The following is a 16,994-nucleotide window of genomic DNA, read 5'->3' as shown; positions in this document are numbered from 1 at the left end:
ATACATCTGGCCGGCGTCGTCAGAGGATACATAGCTTTCAATGCCATTACTTTTTAAAAAGCTTTTAGCTACCTCAGCCTCTATGCGGGAACTGAAAATTTTAATGGTTTCTTTCATATTAACTACTTTATAATACAAAACTGGCCTTGCTGGCAACCTGGCTGAAATTAGAAACAATAAACCTGGCCGAAAATTAGTATGAATAATTTATATTTGCTAAAATACCTAACCAGTATCCTATATTCTTAATTAATTATAACTAAAAAAAATTATATTTTATATTTTAAAAAAATATCATAATATTATTATAAGTTATTTCAGTTATGCAGGAAGGAAAAAATGCAGGATTTTTCAAGTGATGGATATTTAAGTGATTCTCAAGACAGGACTCTATTAATTATTCAAGGAGATACAGCCAAAATAGACGGCAAACTTAAAATATCACAATCAATAGAAATTGATTGCGAGGTTTTAGGGGAGCTGGAAGTGGATGGCCAGCTGCTGATTTCGGAAAAAGGCTTCGTAAGCGCTGATGTAAAGACAGCGGACGCTGTAATTTTGGGCAGATATGAGGGAAGCATGGAAGCTACCGGAACGGTAGAGATAAAGGAAACCGGTGTTGTAAATGGCAATATCAAAACTGATTCCCTTATCATTAACCGGGGCGGTAAATTTGACGGGAACGTCTGTAGAATTACTGATTCTAAATAGACCTCATATTTATCAATAAACACCACTATGGTAATATTAATTTAAAATATTTTCAGGAATTTTACTTTGGAAAAATTTGAGGGTTTTACCCCGCAGGATTTTATTTTCTTTTTGGAGTGGTCTTCTGATTACCGCAGAGTGGTAAAACAAAAGATGACCATGTTTGGCGGCCTGGTATACAATCAGCTTCCCGAACAGATTAGGCTCTCCTTTAAACGCAATGAAGCCCTTAGCATAAAAGAAGAAGTTCCCCGCTCCTTTTACAGCATGGGAAAGGCCTATGAGGATAGAACCAATTTTCAGCTCTGCGGCCTGGGAATCAGCCTGGACCTGACACATCTTTCTTTTAACGCTATCATCAGGGGCGGCTCTTATATGGACAGCAAACCGGTAGGTAGGCTATATCAGAAAATTTCTAATGAAACAGACCAGTTTTTAGACCTGCTGTCTTCGTATGGGGGCAGCTATGAACTGCATATATTTAAAAGGCTGCCTTCCCGCGGCACCCAGATTAAGCCTGACCATGAAATCTGGGAAGACATATGCAGCTTTAATTTAGGCCTGGTTAACATGGAGATGGCAGAGTACATATTAGCGGTACTGGAACAGGACAAACTTCCGGGTATAAGGCTTACCCTAAATATAGATGCCGGCCATAGCATATTGGAAGATGTAGAAAAACTGACCCTTAAAGCAGTCAGCTCTATCCAGCAGGAATACAGGCTGCTGCAGTATTTGGAAAACTAGGGGGTTAGCTTTTGTAAGGCATTATGGTAATCCTGGCAGTCAGGATCCATTACAGCTGCTATCCTTATTTGTCCCCGGGCTGCCTCTATTTTACCTAATTTAGCCAGGGATAACCCCAATCCGTAGTAGGCAAAATGATTGGCAGCATCTATTTCTAAGGCTTTCCGGAAATGGTCCCTGGCCATTGGATAAAAACCCAGATTGTAACTAGCTATAGCCAAAGCTTCCCTGATGGAAGCTTTTTCCGGTTCAGCTTTCATGGCTTTTTCCAGATATATTATTGCCCTAACCAGGTCTTTTTGCTGGAGGCAGTTTTTCCCTTTTTGGTAATAATAATATGTTTTACTCATAATTCTGGTGGTGTTGACACCTTTATTTAATTCTAATAGTTTAAAACCTAGTAGTAAAGATATGTAAACTCCCTGAATGCACCTAGGGGGTTTGGTAAAAAAGGATAATTTGTTATGTATGATTTAACAGTAATCGGAGCAGGACCGGCAGGAATAACCGCAGCCATATATGCGGCCAGGAAGAACGTCAAACTGCTTGTTCTTTCAGAATACCTGGGAGGCCAGGTTATTTATAATCTTTCTGTGGAAAATTATACTGGTTTCCAGGAAATATCAGGGGCAGAACTGGTACAGAAATTTAACCAGCATCTAAACCATTTTAATTTTGACTTCCTGGAAGAAAAAGCAATGTCTTTGACGGTTAACCGCAAAGGGGTTAAGGTAAAAACCAGCAAGGAGGAATATTCTTCCCGGGCCGTGGTTATAAGCACGGGGGCCAGTCCCAAACAGCTGGGGGCAAAAGGGGAGCAGGAATATAAAAACAGGGGCATAAGCTATTGCGCTACTTGCGACGCTCCTTTGTTCTCAGGCAAAAAGGTAGCGGTAATCGGGGGAGGAAACCATGCTTTGTATGCTGCTATCCAGCTGGAAGGCATATGCTCCCAAGTATATGTATTAACCGGGGAAGAAAAATTGACAGGAAGCCAAAAATTAATAGATAAAATAAAAAAAAGTCCCAAGGTTGATATTGTAACTAAGGCCCAAATATTGGAAATAAAGGGGAAGGAGCTGGTAAACGGATTGGTATATAAACAAGCAGATAAAGTCCAAAATATAGAAGTGGAAGGAGTATTTATCAATATAGGCTACCAGCCCCAAACCGGATTTGTCCAAAATATGGTGGAGCTTAACGCCAAAGGGGAAATAATAGTGGACATCAAAAACAGGACCAGCAGGGAAGGCATCTTTGCTGCTGGCGACTGTACCAATTACCCCTACAAACAAATTATAACCGCTGCTGGGCAGGGAGCCAGCGCAGTACTCAGTGCTTATGAGTACTTGAATAATCTTTAAATATGTATGATGTTATAACCATAGGTTCCAACACCCTGGATGTATTTGCCTACACCGACCGTTCTGAATCCATATGCATAAAAACCCTGGAGGGAGAAGAGTGCTATATTTCTTACCCTTCTGGTTCCAAGCTGCTTATAAATGAGCTGGATTTTGATACAGGGGGAGGAGGCATTAACACCGCCGTAGCTCTGGCCAGGATGGGATTGTCGGTAGGTTATGTAGGTAAGCTGGGAGCCGATGATAATGCCCATAAGATAATAGAGGAGCTTAACCGGGAGGGAGTGGATTTTTTGGGTTCAAGATCTGAGCTGGAGCATGAAAAAACCGGCTACTCCATAATATTGGACAGTATTGAACGCAAAAGAACGGTACTGGCTTATAAAGGGGTTAATGATAACCTGGACTTTGACCAGCTGGATATCGGCTGCCTAAAAGCCAAATGGTTTTACATATGCACTATGATGGGCAAGTCATTTGAAGCCTTAAAGCGCTTGGCCCTTTATGCCCGTGATAACCAAATCAAGGTGGTGTTTAACCCCAGCAGCTACCTGGCCGAAAAAGGCATTGAATACCTGGCACCTGTTATGGATAATACCCATATACTGGTGCTTAACCAGGAAGAAGCAACTTATCTGGTAGGCCAGGGCAAACCACTGGATAAGCTAAAAAAATTAAGAAAAACCGGACCCCGGACAGTAATAATTACTGATGGCCCAAAACCGGCCCATTGCTTGGATGAACACAATATCTATTATGTAATCTACCCCCAGGATATAAGGATAGTGGAAGTAACTGGAGCCGGGGACAGTTTTGCCAGCTCCTTTTTGGCCGGTATTATCCATGGATGCAACGTGGAAAAAAGCCTAAAGATTGCACTGGCTAATTCTCAATCGGTATTAAAGTATAAGGGAGCTAAAAGGAAGCTGTTAAGTTTTAAGGAAGCGGAGCAGGAAATATTAAAAAACCCTCCCCAGGTAGACATAACAGGGCCCCTGCATTAATTTATCCATAGGTTAGAACCCCCTTATTTTTTACCCTTATTAGTAATATAATTAAATCATTATATAAATATAATACTTCAAGAAATAGATGAGCATACTAAAATCTGGCCATAAATATGAAATAGATTACCAAACCCTGTTTAAAAAAAGCTTAACTCCGGCTGCAATAATTGACAGTAAAGGAAATATTATTGAAGGCAATAAAGAATTTGCCAGGCAGTGCGGTTATACACTGTCTGGGGTAAAGGGCAAATCTATAGCCCAATTGAACCTGTTTTCTAAAAGCCAATTGAGGCAGCTGGAAAAATTAATAACCAAAGCCTTAGAAAGCCAGAAGGCAGTGGCTTTAACTCTTAATAGGGGTTCAGGTAAAGAAAACCAGCAGCTGTATTTGAAGGTAAACCCCATTATCCAAAAATTAAGCCAAGATGTGTTACTATTGGCTATAACCGATATTACAGACCGCCGGCAATTAAATCAGTTAAAAAAAAGATATACTGCCCTATTGGACCAAATACCTGTTTATGTTTGGGTATTAGGTCTTCTAGAAACGGGAAATACAAAAATAATAGAAGCCAATCAGGCTGCCTGTGATGCTTACGGGTACACCAAATACCAAATGAAAGGCCTTGATTTCAGCAGGATTCTTTTCCCACATATGCCCCAGTCCTGTGCAGACCTGGTTCGGTGGCTGCCAAGGGGGAAAACCGTCAGTTTGGGCCTGCTCACTACAGCCAGGGATGGGCACCTTATAAATATTGAAGCCAAATGCAGGCTGCATATTTCCGATAACCAGAAACATATAATAATCACCGCAGTAGAGGTAAACCACAAACACCTGGAAGAAAGCAGTTATGGATTTAAGGATATGCTTACCGGGCTCTATAACCGCCAATATTTTGAAGAAGAGCTAAAAAGGCTGAACACATCAAGGCAGCTCCCCCTTACCATAATCATAGCAGACTTAAATGGCTTAAAGCTAACCAATGATGCTTTTGGCCATAAGGCAGGGGACCGGCTATTGCAGCAGGCGGCAGAAGTCCTATTAACCAGCTGCCGCAAAGAGGACATAATTGCCAGGTGGGGCGGAGACGAATTTGCTATACTGCTTCCCCGCTTTAGCCCGGCAGCAGCAGAGCGGCTGATGAATAGGGTCCAGAAGGCATGCAAAAACATGGAAAGCGGAGAGATAAGCTTAAGCATATCTATAGGCGCTGCTACTAAATCAATCCCCAAGGAAAGCATCGCTGCCACATTAAAAAAAGCTGAAAGCAATATGTATGCCCAAAAAGTGATGGAAAGAAAAAGTGTCTATGGCGGCATACTGGATTCTTTACTGGATAAATTGAGGCAGAAGAGTAGGCAATCGGTACAGCATATTAGGTTTTTAGAAAACCTGGCTGCAGAATTCGGGCGGAGCATGGATTTACCGGAACACAAGGTCAAAGACCTAAAAATGCTGGCGGGCATCTATGATATAGGCAAGATAACTGTACCGGTAAGCATATTAAATAAAAGGGATAAACTAAGCAGTTCAGAATGGGAGGTAATAAAAAAACATCCCGAAACAGGATACCGAATTTCCGAACCCACCCCGCAGCTGTTAAATCTAGCTGATGCCATATTGTCCCATCATGAATGGTGGGATGGAAGCGGTTCCCCTCAAAGGTTAAAGGGGGAAGAAATACCCCTTATGGCCAGGGCCATAGCAATAATTGATGCCTATGATGCCATGGTAAAAGGACGGCCCTACCGCAAAGCACTCAGCCATAAACAGGCCTTGGGGCAGTTACGAAAATATTCAGGAATACAGTTTGATCCTAATTTGGTAGAAAAGTTTATAAATATAATATCCAGTAATTAAGGAGGATAGAAATGGACGAGGAAAAATATAAGCAAGCTAAGAAAAGAGTGGAAGAAATAAAGGGGTTCTACGGGCACCTGTTTGCTTATTTGGGGGTTAACCTTACTTTGCTAATAATAAATCTAGTAACCAGCCCCCGTGACTTATGGTTTTACTGGGTAACCCTGTTCTGGGGAATAGGAATATTCTGGCATGCCATGGGAGTGTTTGTTTTTTCCCGATTTCCCGGCCAGGAATGGGAGCAGAAAAAGATTAAGGAACTCATGGAGCTTCAGGATAAGGACCAGTAAGGCTTAAGTACCAGCTGACTGTATCTTTTAAGGAATCAGCCAAGGGCCGGGGATAATAATTCAACTCTTTCCTGGCTTTCTGGTTGGAAATCTGAAAATTGCTGTTTATGGTACACCATGAATATCGGGTAAATTGGGGTTTGGAGCGGGATAAAAAATGATATAAAGTGCTCAGGTAGGAAATAATGCCAGCCAGCCCCTTGCCCAGCCAAAACCGGGGAGGCTTTATTCCGGTAATTGTTTCCAACATCTGGGTCATCTGCTTCATATCTACCCAGTGCCCTGACAACAGGTATACCTGTCCCGGCCTGCCAAGGGCAGCCGCTGAAATGTGGCCCCTGGCCACATCCCTTACGTCGACACAATCATAAGCTCCATTAAGCATAAACCTATAGTTTCCTTTAGCATAATCTAAAAAGAATTGGCCCAAAAAAGAGATCTTGTAATCATAAGGTCCAATAAATGCAGTGGGGCATAGCACCATGGCCTCAAGGCCATTGCCGGAAGCCTTTAAAACTTCCAGGCTGGCAGCTGCTTTAGTCCGGTCATAAGCACCTCTGGGATTATGGGGGTCAAAACAAGTATTTTCATCAATAACTATACCTGCAGTTGTTTCTGCCAGGGCATGGATGGAGCTGGTATAAAGAAGCCTCTTTACCTGGTTAATACGGCAAGCTTCAATAATGTTTTTAGTTCCCTGCAAGTTTACCATAGAAAGGCGTTGGCTGCGGCCAGGCATAATGGATATCTCCGCTGCAGTATGGTATACATTTTCCACATTACGGCAGGCAGATATGACTGAATCCAGGCTGGTTATGTCTCCGTAGAATTTTTCCAGTTCCAGGTTATCCAGGCACTGATGTTTTGATTCTGGCCTCAACAGCACCCTCACTTTTTTCCCAGCAGCCAGGAGTTCCCTTACTAGGACGTTTCCCAAGTGGCCGGTGGCACCGGTTACCAAATCCATATTGATTGGTTTACCTTCCTGTCTAGAAATTATTTAATTCTATAGCGGGCTTCACCGTTAACCAAACTGATACCGCAAGGTCTAGCGGCCTTGCCCCCATAGCATGCCTTAACTTACTGAAAATGATTTTAATGGCTTTTAGCCAATTAGACAAATTTAATATTAATGTAAATAGACTTTTATGCTTGTAAAGGCAGTATAGACAGCATTATAATTTTAGTAATTTTTTAAAGGAAAGGAAGAAAAATGGATTGGTTTGACCTTGCTTCCATAGTGGCAATATTAATAGAGATTGGCCTCCCTATAGCATTAGCAATATGGATCTGGAAAAAATACAGGGTATCCTGGGCCATATTCTTTTTAGGAATTGGCTTATTTTTATTATCCCTGATACGCATACCACTGAATAGCTGGGTATCTCTATGGCTTAATCAAAGATTCACCATGGAAACCTTTATAGTTCTTTCCGGCCTGTTTGCCTCTTTTACGGCGGCCTTATTTGAGGAAGGGGTAAGGGTTATAGGACTGGGTTTAATCATAAAGAATAGGACTTACCATAAAGGCTTGATGTATGGGATTGGCCATGGCGGAGGAGGAGAAGCCATGATCCTGGTGGGGTTTAGCAGCCTGGCTAATTATGTGGTATATAGGTTTTTGCCCCAGCTGGTGCCGGGTATAGAGCAAATGTATGCAGGCATTGCCTGGTATATGCCCCTGGTGGGAGCCTTGGAAAGGATTTTTGCAATAACGGTTCAAATTTTTCTTTCCATTCTAATCGTGCAGGCCTTTATTCAAAAAAGATATTATTATATAGCTGTGGCTTTTGTAGTTCACCTGCTGTTAGATTTTTTGGCAGTTTATGCCAATTATAAGTTTTCTACATTAATAGCTGAAGCAGTAGTATTTGTGTTTGCTTTGGCCAGTATCATATTTATAATAATGATGAGGCCTAAAAAAGCTGAGGATGCTGATACCAGGCCCTGGTAATAGAGAAATAGCCAATAAAAGATAAAAATTAAATGGGTTCGGAAAGATACAAGAATATAAAACAGAGGCTATATCAAATTCTGGAAAAAGCCGAGCCTACAGATAAGCTGGGAATGGCATTTGATATATTTCTGATAGCCATTATAACTTTAAACCTTATCGCTATTGTGCTTAATTCGGTAATCAGCATAGCCAGCAGTTATTATCAGGTTTTTAGGTATTTTGAGATTTTTTCGGTAACAATATTTACCATGGAATACCTGCTAAGGTTATGGGTATCTAATATTAACCCCGCTTTTAAGGGTAAGGTAAGAGGCAGAATAAAATTTATATTTACTCCCCTGGCGGTGATAGACCTGTTAGCAGTCTTGCCTTTCTACCTGCCCTTCGTGATCCATGTAGACCTTAGGTTCTTGAGGATAATGAGGCTTATAAGGCTGTTTAGGATTTTTAAATTCAGCCGTTACTTTGAATCTATCAATATCTTGGGGAAGGTATTTAAAAGGAAAAGAGCGGAGCTAGCCATGGCCATGTTCATTATATTCCTATTATTAATAATAGTCTCCAGCTTGATGTACCAGATAGAGAGCAGGGCCCAGCCGGATAATTTTGGCAGTATACCCCAGGCCATGTGGTGGGGCATCTCGGCAGTAACGCCTATTGATTTTGGATTAAAACCGGTTACAATCTGGGGTAAGCTGCTTAGTGCCACAGTAGCATTTTTAGGGGTAGGGCTTTTTGCAATTCCTGCAGGCATATTAAGCTCAGGTTTGGTAGAGATTGTTAATGAAAAGAAAAAGGGGCCCATAAAGTGCCCCCATTGCGGCCAGCAATTTAAACAGGAAGATTGATGGATTATCAACAAAACATAAAAAATATACCCCGTGTCCCCCTGGGCAGCTATCCTACTTTGCTGCAAGAGTTATCCCGGCTGGGCCCTGGCCCCCAAAACTATAAACTATGGATAAAAAGGGATGATATGCTGGGTGGCAACAAGGTCAGGAAATTGGAGTTTTTTATGGCTGAAGCTATGGCTAATTCTGCCCAGAGGGTGATAACCTTTGGGGCTGAGCAGTCTAATCATAGCCGGGAAACAGCCATAGCCTGCCGGAGCCTGGGGTTGGAGCCGGTAATAATTGTTTCTTCCTCCCAAAAGGGACAAATCCAGGGTAATTCACTGCTTAACCATATATTGGGAGCAAGGATGATATATGTAGATCCAGTAAAACCAGCCCCCTTTACTCCCGGCGGACCCCAGAATATTAAACAGTTGTCGGATGTATTGATAGCCAGCATTCCAGCCGGGCTGTTAGGGGAGAAAACCTATATTATACCTGTCGGGGGCTACACCCCCCTGGGCTCACTGGGTTATGTGCTGGGGTTTCTGGAATTATTTGAACAATGCCAAAATAGGAGCATTCGGCTTGATTATGTGGTTACTGCGGTGGGTACCACCGGTACTTACTGCGGCTTATTGGCAGGGGCTGCATTGATTAACAGGGACATGAAAACTAAAATTAGGGTAATAGGTATAAGTGTTACCGGCAATCAATCCCAGGCATCATCTGAAATAGCGGATAGGGCCAGGCAGACTGCTGCCTTGATAGGCCAGGACATAGACATAGCAAGCAGCGATGTAAATATTATAGATGATTACTGGCAGCCGGGTTACGGCAAGCCTAACCAGGCGGCCTTGAAAGCTATTAAGCTACTGGCCCAAAAGCAGGGGATTTTTTTAGATCCGGTATATACATCCAAGGCTATGGCGGGGCTGCTGGACCTGGCTGAAAAAAAGAAATTTAGGGCTAAAAGCAATATAGTATTTTTACATAGCGGGGGCTTTCCTGCCTTGTTTGCTTATCATGATTATTTTACAAAATGACCACCTTAAAAGTTTTAATTATAATAGCTGCTTTGGCCGCCATAGCTTATGCAGCTTATGCTATTTCTAAATTCCTAACCCAGGCCAGCCACATCTATCATCCTTCTGCTGATATCATAGGTACCCCGGCCAGCGCCGGGCTCAAATATGAAGATATATATTTCTATTCTGAGCCTAAAATAAGGCTTAATGGGTGGTGGATACCAGGACCGGGAGATAAGACTATATTAGTTTTCCATGGGAATGGGGGAAATATATCCCACAGGCTGGAGCTTATTAAAATTTTTAACCAGGTAGGGCTTAATGTATTTATAATTGATTACCGGGGGTATGGCAGAAGCCAGGGCCTGCCCAGTGAAAAAGGCACTTACAGAGACGGCATGGCCGCCTTAAGCTATTTGACTGGGGACCGGGGTTTAGGTCTGGATAAAATCATTATATTCGGCCGGTCATTGGGAGGTCCCATAGCAGCGGAATTGGCTGCTGTATTTACGCCTGGCGGCTTGGTGCTGGATTCCACCTTTACCTCTATGAAAGATATGGGAAAACATCTTTATCCCAGCCTACCGGTTAGAAGGTTTTTACAATTTGACTATAACACCTTAAAATCTGTGGCCAAAGTGAAATGTCCGGTGTTATTGATGCATAGCAAACAGGACGGTTATATACCCTACCATCATGCCCTAAAGCTTTACCAGGCCATAGAATCAGAAAAAGAGCTGGTTACCATAGCCGGAACCCATAGCAATGGGTATCTAATCTCAGCAGAACGTTACCGCAAAAGTATAGAAAAATTTATAGGCCTAATTGAAAATTGTAAAGCTAATAAATTAGGAAAATAGGCCAAAGACGGCCAGGAACAAGCTGGGGTTTAATTAATGGCTTTGTAGAAAGTTAACCGGTATCAGCGCCTTATTTTTCTCCCTGTTCTTCCTGCTTTTTATTTATCTCTTCGGTTAGTCTTACCTTTAGCTTACAATTGGAACAGGTCATAAACCCTTTTTTTATAGCAGCGCCACATTCAGGGCAAAACATTTCATCACTTTTTACTTCTTTAGCCATAGCTTATCACCTTTCAAATTGCTTATAGTAATAATTATAACATTTAAGCTTAAAATATATATATTTTTAACCATTTTATCCTATAATAATAAATCATGCTCAATCAAAAACAAGTGAAAGCTAAAATAAAGGAACTGCTCAGGGGACAGGGCCTGGCAGTATTGGCCACCCATACCAGGGACTATCCCTATACCAGCCTGGTGGCTTTTGCTGCTGCTCCAGATTTAAGCTACCTGGTATTTGCGGTGGGTTCAGATTCCCGGAAATATGAGTATCTTTCTGAGAATAAAATAGTATCCCTGCTTATAGATGACCGGCAAAACTATGCAGATGATTTTTATTTGGCTTCAGCAGTTACCGCTATGGGCGAGGCTGGAACCCTGGATAAAAAGGATAGTTTTAATTACCGGCTGCTGGAAGCCAGGCATCCCCAGTTAAGGGACTTTATGGCCCAGGCTTCTACAGTATTAATAAAGGTAACCGTAGTTACCTATTACCTGGTCACCCATTTCCAGGAAGTTTACCAGCTGAAATTTTAAGTATGCCAGTGGCCAAATGCTTATAGCTTGCAAATAAAAAAAAACAATATTAATATTTAATTAGCAGCTATTAAAAAATCATTTAACCGTAAGCCTGTTTATTGATAGCTGTCTATTTATAGGTATAAGTAAAAAATTATAATCTAAATAAAGGGGTACAAAGTGAGACCAGTAACAATTTTTACCGGACAATGGGCAGACTTGCCCTTTGAAGAAATGTGTAAAACTGCAGCGGAGATGGGATATGAAGGATTGGAGCTGGCTACTTGGGGCAACCATGTAGATCCCCGAAAAGCAGCTGAAGACCAGGATTATGTAAATATGATAAAAGATACCCTGAAAAAATATAATCTGGGTGCCTGGGCTATAAGCGCCCACCTTTGCGGCCAGCTGGTAGGGGATGTATTTGATAAAAGGCATAACGGTTTTGCCCCCGCTTCTGTAGCTGATAATCCAGAAGCTATGAGAAAATGGGCCATAGAAGAAGTTGGTTACGTAATACAGGCAGCAGAAAATCTTGGCATTAAAATCATATCTGGATTTACAGGTTCCCCCATCTGGAATTACTGGTATTCCTTTCCTCAGACCAGCCAGGAGATGGTAGATGAAGGCTATAGGACCATAGTAGAAAGATGGACACCCTTATTTGATAAGATGGACCAAAAAGGAATAGTATTTGCCCTGGAAGTCCATCCTACTGAGATAGCCTATGATTACTACAGCTTTGTTAAGCTTCTGGAAGCCTTTGATTACAGAAAAACATTAGGGATGAACTTTGACCCCAGCCATCTATTGTGGCAGGGTATCACTCCCCACCTCATGATCAGGGAACTTCCGGACAGGGTATACCATGTCCATATCAAGGATGCTTCGGTAACCCTGGATGGTCTTACCGGCATACTGGGTTCCCACATTGAGTTTGGCAAGCCTACCAGGGGCTGGAACTTCCGTTCACCCGGCAGGGGGGATGTGGACTTTGGATCTATCATCAGGGAATTAAATGACATAGGTTATGACGGCCCTCTGTCTGTGGAATGGGAAGACTCAGGCATGGACAGGATAAGGGGAGCTTCAGAAGCTTACCAGTTTGTCAAAGATATAGATATAAATCCTGCTTCTGGCGCATTTGATGATGCTTTGAAAAAATAAGGGTATAAAAACTGGCTGTTACATAAATTATAAAGTTTCTGCCAGGTCTTATCTTATTTTGCCATTTAAGACATTAAGCTTTACAATAGCTTATTATTCTGCTATTGCGTTGTTGGGCATGGCTGCTGAAACTTATTAGGATGTTTTGCAGTCTTAGAAAACAAGCATATGTTTGGATTTAGACAGGCAGATGCCAATCCATTAAAGAAGGTATAAAGCATTGACTATTAAAAGCGGCAACGGTAGTGCTCCTACCATGAAAGAAATAGCTCGTATTGCGGGAGTATCGCAGGCTACCGTTTCCTATGTCATAAACAATACCGAGGGTATTTCTGAAGCAGTTAGGAAGAAAGTCCTGGAAGCCGCGGATGACTTGGGATACATTCCTAATATGGTAGCCCGTAATCTCAAGAAAAGGAAAACCAATATAATAGGCATATTGGTTCCTGACGTTATGAATAATTATTACAATGAGATTATTAAATATGCTGAAAAATTAACCAGGGAACGGGGCTACTTTATTTTTATCGGCTATACCATGCATGATCCCAACATCGAGGATTGGTATACAATTTCCCTTATACAGCAGAAAGTAGCAGGGGTAATAGTGTGCTACGGCCTTACCAACCGGGACTGCTATAAGAAACTTCAAAATTACAATATCCAATTTGTAGCTATAGACGATGAGGTAACTGAGGTCGACCGGGGTGCTCCCAGCATACTGGTAAATAATATAAAGGGGAGCTTTTTAGCCATAAAGCATTTTGTTTCCCTGGGTATTAAAGATATTGCCTATTGCAGTGAACCGCTATACTGCTATTCCCTAAGGGAAAGGTATCAGGGGTTTCTCACCGCCATGATGGGGTTCGGGCTTAATGTCAATCCAGATATGGTTTATATAGCTGATGAGAAAAATGCTTATGAAAAAATTGAATTGGGCTATAGGGCCACCAAACAGATATTATCCAAAGCCAAACCAAAAGGTATTTTTGCTTCCAATGACCAAATAGCCTTTGGAATCATTAAAAGGTTGAATGAAATGGGAATTAGGATACCCCAGGATATAGCAGTTATAGGTTATGATAATATTACTTTCTCCAGTGTATTAAGCCCTAGCTTGACCACCATCAATCAACCCATTAGGACCATGAGTATTCAGGGGGTTAAAACCCTGCTGAAAACCATAAAGCAGGAAACAGATATTGAGAAAAAATTGCTGCTGGAACCCGATCTGGTAATCAGGGATTCTGCTCCTGCCAGTATAGACAATATGTAGGCAAGTCATACTTACCGACCGGTCCAGGTTATCGGTATCCCCTATAATAATATTAGGCTCTATTAGGAAATAGCCCTGGTATCTCTAATATTGGTCTGTCAGGCCAGCAGGGTAAATACTTTGCTGGTTTAATAGCCGGTAATTTTGGTCTTGATAATGAAGTAATTTTTTAGGCCTCACGCTCAAAGCAAGGTATATTTATCATAGGGATAATCATATCTTTGCATTTATCAGATTTAAATTAAACTCCCAAGTTCTATTCTCTACTTGCAAGACATTCATCATATGATTATTAAATGAACCGACCCCCTTATATTCAAATAGATTATTTGAACTATGTGCTTGTTCTTTAAGATTTACCTTTGCAATCATTATTTACACCACCTCGAATTCAAATTTATCTCTTACCACAATCCTTTATCGACATTTTCTGCAATGGGGATTTTAGTACAAACCGAGCTGCCACAATCCAAGCAAAAAGCCCATATCAGCCTTTCTTCGTTATCAATATCACTGTCTCAACATTTGATATTTAGGCTAAATACAGATACCAGAATTGATGTCAAAATTTAGTTTTACAAACTCTCTTAAAGCCTCAAAAACACACACTTTTTAGCCTTTCCCACAAAGGCAGTGTTTTGTTCTCAGCATGGATTTTAGCCATACAGTTGAGCGGTTAATATTGATGTCGTTTCCAATTCAAACCTTCATTCTTAATCAGTTTCAGCAACTTGTCTTCATTTTGTTTTTCATATACTGTCTTATTTCCATGGAATAGCTCACCCATCATTCGTTTAAAATTGAAAGGATATTTTTTGCAAATTCAATTGTCTTACTTTCAATTTTTTGCATCAAATCTTCTACCCGGTCGAAATTAGGCTGTTCAATAATCTGCAATTCAATAATCGAATCAACACCCGGGTTAATTCGTGATAGTTTATAGTCTCCGGTATCTATATGTCTCAGTTTCTCAATATACTCAGCCTGAACCTTTCTGTTGCTGCCTCCCAGCCAGACTTCAAACCTGTTCTGTTCATGTAAATAAACGACAGCAATTTTTAGATTTTTCTTCTTTAATTCTAAAGGGGTAAATGCAAAATAGGTCATATCCATATATCCATAATAAAGTGCGCTTGAAGCATATTCCGAGTACTTCTTTTCCATGTAGTTTTTTAGTCCTGACATGAATGCCATAATGCCCTTATAAGCTTTCTGGATGTTCCCTTTTTTAGCTGTATCCTATATTCCTTTATATAAGTGTTTAGTGATTCCAAGAGTCTAACCCTCATTCCATCGGTACTTCTTATTCTGAAGCAATTTATCCAGGTCACAATTTAAACACAATCCGTTATGGCAGCATATTACTCCCCCGCACTCCGGGCACTGCCATTTTTTTGCTTCCTTTTTTAAAAAACTTTGCAGGCCGTGTTCATTAATTGATTGAAGATTTTCGATCATGCTCATGTGGTATTTGGTACGGTAGCGCTTATCTAATGCTTTTAAGCTCTTGCAGGGAAAATCTTCACATTCAAAGCAAAACCTGATACTTCCTTTTTTTAGTGATTCACATTTATGTCCCATATAGGTACAGTTCTTTTTACGGGGAATGCAGCCGGGACAATATTGCCGATGAAATCCATGTTGGTTTAGGTCCTTTTGCATAAAAATATAAGCAATGCACAAGCTGCAGTTCATACCGCAGGGTGCAATGAGGTTTTCTTTCATAATAAGCCATTCCCCCCGATACTCAAATATGCTTAATATATCCAATGATTAGCAAACCCTATGTCAATAGTGAAGTACAGCCGATAAAAGATTTAATAGTATTGTAATTCCAACTTGCATGCTTTGTCTATATAGAATAACTATTTTCCATAATTTTAGCTGTGGTTTCATGTAAATATTACCCATAACCGGTTTAAGCTATTTCAGCTTGGCAAATTGATGCTAAATCTATTTGGTATTGTAATCTGATTATAATATGCCATAATCCTTATTAAGTGGTTTAAGCGTATAAGCAAAATTATATGAAGCCTTAAAAACCAATGAAAAGCGTAACAGCATCAGTAAAAATTCAAAAAGACAAAACCTGGTTACCCGCTTTATCTATCTTTCATGAAAGTGAGGCAAGCACCTTTTAAAAAATTAAACCACCAATCATTGCTAAACTATTATCTATAAGGAAGAGAGGTATTATGAATATCGGACTATTTTTGTTAATCAAACCCTTTGCCAGTGTGGAAGACCAACTAAAGGCAGCCAAAGAGATGGGCTTTACTTGCGCTGATATTACTGATACTAATGCAGGGGGAAGCATGCTGGGAACAGCAGGCTTTAGCCCCACGGTAAGCCTGGATGACAATCCTTTCGATATAAAAAGGATGTTTGATAAATATGGAATAAAAATATCTACGGTTTGTGCCCATGCTAATCTCCTTGATCCTTCCAAGCCCAGCCGTTATAGTACGGCAGAAATTATGAAAGCCATAAAAATTGCGGCTGCTCTGGGAGTCAAAGATGTAATCACTACCGAAAATGAGCCCCATACCCAATGGGCTGAAAAATTAAGTTTTGAGCAGAGGACTTTCATAATAGCAGAAAAACTCTATGAGCCGGTAAGGATGGCTGAAGATTATGGAGTAAGGATATTGGTGGAAAACCATGGTCCGGTAACCGATACTATTGAGGGCCTGGCCAAGATTTTTGAGCTGCTAGACGATGCTCCCGCCCTGGGCCTTAACCTGGATACCGGCAATACCTGGCTGGGTGGAACTAACCCGGTTGATGTGGCTAAAAAATTTAAGGATAAAATTCACCATATACATTGGAAGGATTTGGGAGAAGATTGGATACCCAGAAGGGGTAAGCAGTTTGGTGCCGGTTTTTCCACTATAGCCATGGGGGATGGAGTAATAGACATAAAAGGGGTTTGCCAGGAACTAAAGGACCAGGATATCGAAAACTCAACCCTGGAAATAGTAGGAGATGAAGTCATGCTTAAGAAAAGTGTGGAATTCCTAAGGTCCTGCGGAATATAGAAAACGCCTGGAAATTGCAGTCAAAAAAATATTACGGGTAAATTAATTGCGGTTAATTTATTCAAATATCACTTTTCTTTACCTGTAGTGTTTTTATTATTATAATTAATTTAT

At 40.9% G+C, this 16,994-nt stretch carries 19 protein-coding genes; 14 read left to right on the top strand and 5 right to left on the bottom strand.

What is annotated here, in order from left to right; genetic code table 11:
- Window positions 1–339 precede the first annotated feature (339 nt).
- The gene (locus tag PHN32_05510) at window positions 340–711 is read left to right on the top strand and encodes a polymer-forming cytoskeletal protein (GenBank protein MDD3777044.1); all 372 of its coding nucleotides are present in this window, start codon (window positions 340–342) and stop codon (window positions 709–711) included.
- 66 nt (window positions 712–777) lie between these two features.
- The gene (locus PHN32_05505) at window positions 778–1,458 is read left to right on the top strand and encodes a hypothetical protein (protein ID MDD3777043.1); all 681 of its coding nucleotides are present in this window, start codon (window positions 778–780) and stop codon (window positions 1,456–1,458) included.
- On the opposite strand, the gene PHN32_05500 is transcribed toward PHN32_05505, so the two are convergent.
- The gene (locus PHN32_05500; protein ID MDD3777042.1) at window positions 1,455–1,808 is read right to left on the bottom strand and encodes a hypothetical protein; all 354 of its coding nucleotides are present in this window, start codon (window positions 1,806–1,808) and stop codon (window positions 1,455–1,457) included. The two genes, PHN32_05505 and PHN32_05500, sit on opposite strands and share 4 nt — an antisense overlap.
- Before the next feature lie 114 nt (window positions 1,809–1,922).
- Here PHN32_05500 and PHN32_05495 point away from each other — a divergent pair, with 114 nt between their 5' ends.
- The 4 genes from PHN32_05495 (at window position 1,923) to PHN32_05480 (ending at window position 5,980) form a co-directional block, all read left to right on the top strand.
- Window positions 1,923–2,822 carry an FAD-dependent oxidoreductase gene (locus tag PHN32_05495; protein ID MDD3777041.1) on the top strand — a complete coding sequence of 300 codons (900 nt, stop codon included), beginning with the start codon at window positions 1,923–1,925 and terminating at the stop codon, window positions 2,820–2,822.
- A 2-nt stretch (window positions 2,823–2,824) separates the two neighbouring features.
- Window positions 2,825–3,826 (top strand): carbohydrate kinase family protein, encoded by a 1,002-nt coding sequence (locus PHN32_05490; GenBank protein ID MDD3777040.1) that lies wholly within the window; start codon window positions 2,825–2,827, stop codon window positions 3,824–3,826.
- Window positions 3,827–3,914: 88 nt separating this feature from the next.
- Window positions 3,915–5,690, top strand: a complete 1,776-nt coding sequence (locus PHN32_05485) for a diguanylate cyclase (GenBank protein ID MDD3777039.1) — start codon at window positions 3,915–3,917, stop codon at window positions 5,688–5,690.
- A gap of 11 nt (window positions 5,691–5,701) precedes the next feature.
- Entirely contained in the window at window positions 5,702–5,980 is a 279-nt protein-coding gene (locus tag PHN32_05480) for a 2TM domain-containing protein (GenBank protein MDD3777038.1), read from the top strand.
- Here PHN32_05480 and PHN32_05475 read toward each other — a convergent pair.
- Window positions 5,952–6,947: an SDR family oxidoreductase gene (locus tag PHN32_05475; protein ID MDD3777037.1), complete on the bottom strand. Its 996-nt coding sequence runs from the start codon at window positions 6,945–6,947 to the stop codon at window positions 5,952–5,954. The genes PHN32_05480 and PHN32_05475 overlap by 29 nt on opposite strands.
- Before the next feature lie 246 nt (window positions 6,948–7,193).
- On the opposite strand from PHN32_05475, the gene PHN32_05470 reads away from it, so the two are divergent.
- The 4 genes from PHN32_05470 to PHN32_05455 are packed head-to-tail and all read left to right on the top strand — an operon-like array spanning window position 7,194 to window position 10,658.
- Complete coding sequence (locus PHN32_05470; protein MDD3777036.1) at window positions 7,194–7,934, top strand: YhfC family glutamic-type intramembrane protease; 741 nt, start codon at window positions 7,194–7,196, stop codon at window positions 7,932–7,934.
- A 32-nt stretch (window positions 7,935–7,966) separates the two neighbouring features.
- On the top strand, window positions 7,967–8,785 hold the full coding sequence (locus tag PHN32_05465) for an ion transporter (GenBank protein MDD3777035.1): 819 nt from the start codon (window positions 7,967–7,969) through the stop codon (window positions 8,783–8,785).
- Window positions 8,785–9,816: a D-cysteine desulfhydrase family protein gene (locus PHN32_05460; GenBank protein ID MDD3777034.1), complete on the top strand. Its 1,032-nt coding sequence runs from the start codon at window positions 8,785–8,787 to the stop codon at window positions 9,814–9,816. Before PHN32_05465 ends, PHN32_05460 begins: the two co-directional genes overlap by 1 nt.
- Complete coding sequence (locus PHN32_05455; GenBank protein MDD3777033.1) at window positions 9,813–10,658, top strand: alpha/beta hydrolase; 846 nt, start codon at window positions 9,813–9,815, stop codon at window positions 10,656–10,658. The genes PHN32_05460 and PHN32_05455 overlap by 4 nt, the downstream gene beginning before the upstream one ends.
- Window positions 10,659–10,728: 70 nt before the next feature.
- Here the strand turns inward: PHN32_05455 and PHN32_05450 are convergent, their stop codons facing one another.
- On the bottom strand, window positions 10,729–10,878 hold the full coding sequence (locus tag PHN32_05450; GenBank protein ID MDD3777032.1) for a hypothetical protein: 150 nt from the start codon (window positions 10,876–10,878) through the stop codon (window positions 10,729–10,731).
- Window positions 10,879–10,991: 113 nt separating this feature from the next.
- Here PHN32_05450 and PHN32_05445 point away from each other — a divergent pair, with 113 nt between their 5' ends.
- The 3 genes from PHN32_05445 (at window position 10,992) to PHN32_05435 (ending at window position 13,842) form a co-directional block, all read left to right on the top strand.
- Window positions 10,992–11,417 (top strand): pyridoxamine 5'-phosphate oxidase family protein, encoded by a 426-nt coding sequence (locus PHN32_05445; GenBank protein ID MDD3777031.1) that lies wholly within the window; start codon window positions 10,992–10,994, stop codon window positions 11,415–11,417.
- A 216-nt stretch (window positions 11,418–11,633) separates the two neighbouring features.
- The gene (locus PHN32_05440; protein MDD3777030.1) at window positions 11,634–12,566 is read left to right on the top strand and encodes a sugar phosphate isomerase/epimerase; all 933 of its coding nucleotides are present in this window, start codon (window positions 11,634–11,636) and stop codon (window positions 12,564–12,566) included.
- A 220-nt stretch (window positions 12,567–12,786) separates the two neighbouring features.
- Window positions 12,787–13,842 carry a LacI family DNA-binding transcriptional regulator gene (locus tag PHN32_05435; protein MDD3777029.1) on the top strand — a complete coding sequence of 352 codons (1,056 nt, stop codon included), beginning with the start codon at window positions 12,787–12,789 and terminating at the stop codon, window positions 13,840–13,842.
- Between the two features lie 786 nt (window positions 13,843–14,628).
- On the opposite strand, the gene PHN32_05430 is transcribed toward PHN32_05435, so the two are convergent.
- Together PHN32_05430 and PHN32_05425 are read right to left on the bottom strand one after the other, a co-directional pair.
- The gene (locus tag PHN32_05430) at window positions 14,629–15,036 is read right to left on the bottom strand and encodes a hypothetical protein (protein ID MDD3777028.1); all 408 of its coding nucleotides are present in this window, start codon (window positions 15,034–15,036) and stop codon (window positions 14,629–14,631) included.
- Window positions 15,037–15,120: 84 nt separating this feature from the next.
- A complete protein-coding gene (locus PHN32_05425) occupies window positions 15,121–15,567 on the bottom strand; it encodes a DUF3795 domain-containing protein (protein MDD3777027.1) in 447 nt (148 codons plus the stop codon).
- A gap of 470 nt (window positions 15,568–16,037) precedes the next feature.
- Here PHN32_05425 and PHN32_05420 point away from each other — a divergent pair, with 470 nt between their 5' ends.
- Window positions 16,038–16,880, top strand: coding sequence for a sugar phosphate isomerase/epimerase (locus tag PHN32_05420; GenBank protein MDD3777026.1), 843 nt, complete (start codon window positions 16,038–16,040; stop codon window positions 16,878–16,880).
- Window positions 16,881–16,994: the final 114 nt, after the last annotated feature.

Source organism: Actinomycetota bacterium (genome assembly GCA_028698215.1).
Taxonomy (GTDB): Bacteria; Actinomycetota; Humimicrobiia; order Humimicrobiales; family Humimicrobiaceae; genus Halolacustris.
Note: the sequence above shows the minus strand (reverse complement) of the source record. Positions and strands in the feature narration are given on the sequence as shown.

Bases quoted from the DNA above. Each gene is read 5' to 3' on its own strand.
- PHN32_05510 (MDD3777044.1), top strand. From the start codon at position 340: ATGCAGGATTTTTCAAGTGATGGATATTTAAGTGATTCTCAAGACAGG.
- PHN32_05500 (MDD3777042.1), bottom strand. From the start codon at position 1,808: ATGAGTAAAACATATTATTATTACCAAAAAGGGAAAAACTGCCTCCAG.
- PHN32_05495 (MDD3777041.1), top strand. From the start codon at position 1,923: ATGTATGATTTAACAGTAATCGGAGCAGGACCGGCAGGAATAACCGCA.
- PHN32_05490 (MDD3777040.1), top strand. From the start codon at position 2,825: ATGTATGATGTTATAACCATAGGTTCCAACACCCTGGATGTATTTGCC.
- PHN32_05485 (MDD3777039.1), top strand. From the start codon at position 3,915: ATGAGCATACTAAAATCTGGCCATAAATATGAAATAGATTACCAAACC.
- PHN32_05480 (MDD3777038.1), top strand. From the start codon at position 5,702: ATGGACGAGGAAAAATATAAGCAAGCTAAGAAAAGAGTGGAAGAAATA.
- PHN32_05475 (MDD3777037.1), bottom strand. From the start codon at position 6,947: ATGGATTTGGTAACCGGTGCCACCGGCCACTTGGGAAACGTCCTAGTA.
- PHN32_05470 (MDD3777036.1), top strand. From the start codon at position 7,194: ATGGATTGGTTTGACCTTGCTTCCATAGTGGCAATATTAATAGAGATT.
- PHN32_05465 (MDD3777035.1), top strand. From the start codon at position 7,967: ATGGGTTCGGAAAGATACAAGAATATAAAACAGAGGCTATATCAAATT.
- PHN32_05460 (MDD3777034.1), top strand. From the start codon at position 8,785: ATGGATTATCAACAAAACATAAAAAATATACCCCGTGTCCCCCTGGGC.
- PHN32_05455 (MDD3777033.1), top strand. From the start codon at position 9,813: ATGACCACCTTAAAAGTTTTAATTATAATAGCTGCTTTGGCCGCCATA.
- PHN32_05450 (MDD3777032.1), bottom strand. From the start codon at position 10,878: ATGGCTAAAGAAGTAAAAAGTGATGAAATGTTTTGCCCTGAATGTGGC.
- PHN32_05440 (MDD3777030.1), top strand. From the start codon at position 11,634: ATGTGTAAAACTGCAGCGGAGATGGGATATGAAGGATTGGAGCTGGCT.
- PHN32_05430 (MDD3777028.1), bottom strand. From the start codon at position 15,036: ATGGCATTCATGTCAGGACTAAAAAACTACATGGAAAAGAAGTACTCG.
- PHN32_05425 (MDD3777027.1), bottom strand. From the start codon at position 15,567: ATGAAAGAAAACCTCATTGCACCCTGCGGTATGAACTGCAGCTTGTGC.
- PHN32_05420 (MDD3777026.1), top strand. From the start codon at position 16,038: ATGAATATCGGACTATTTTTGTTAATCAAACCCTTTGCCAGTGTGGAA.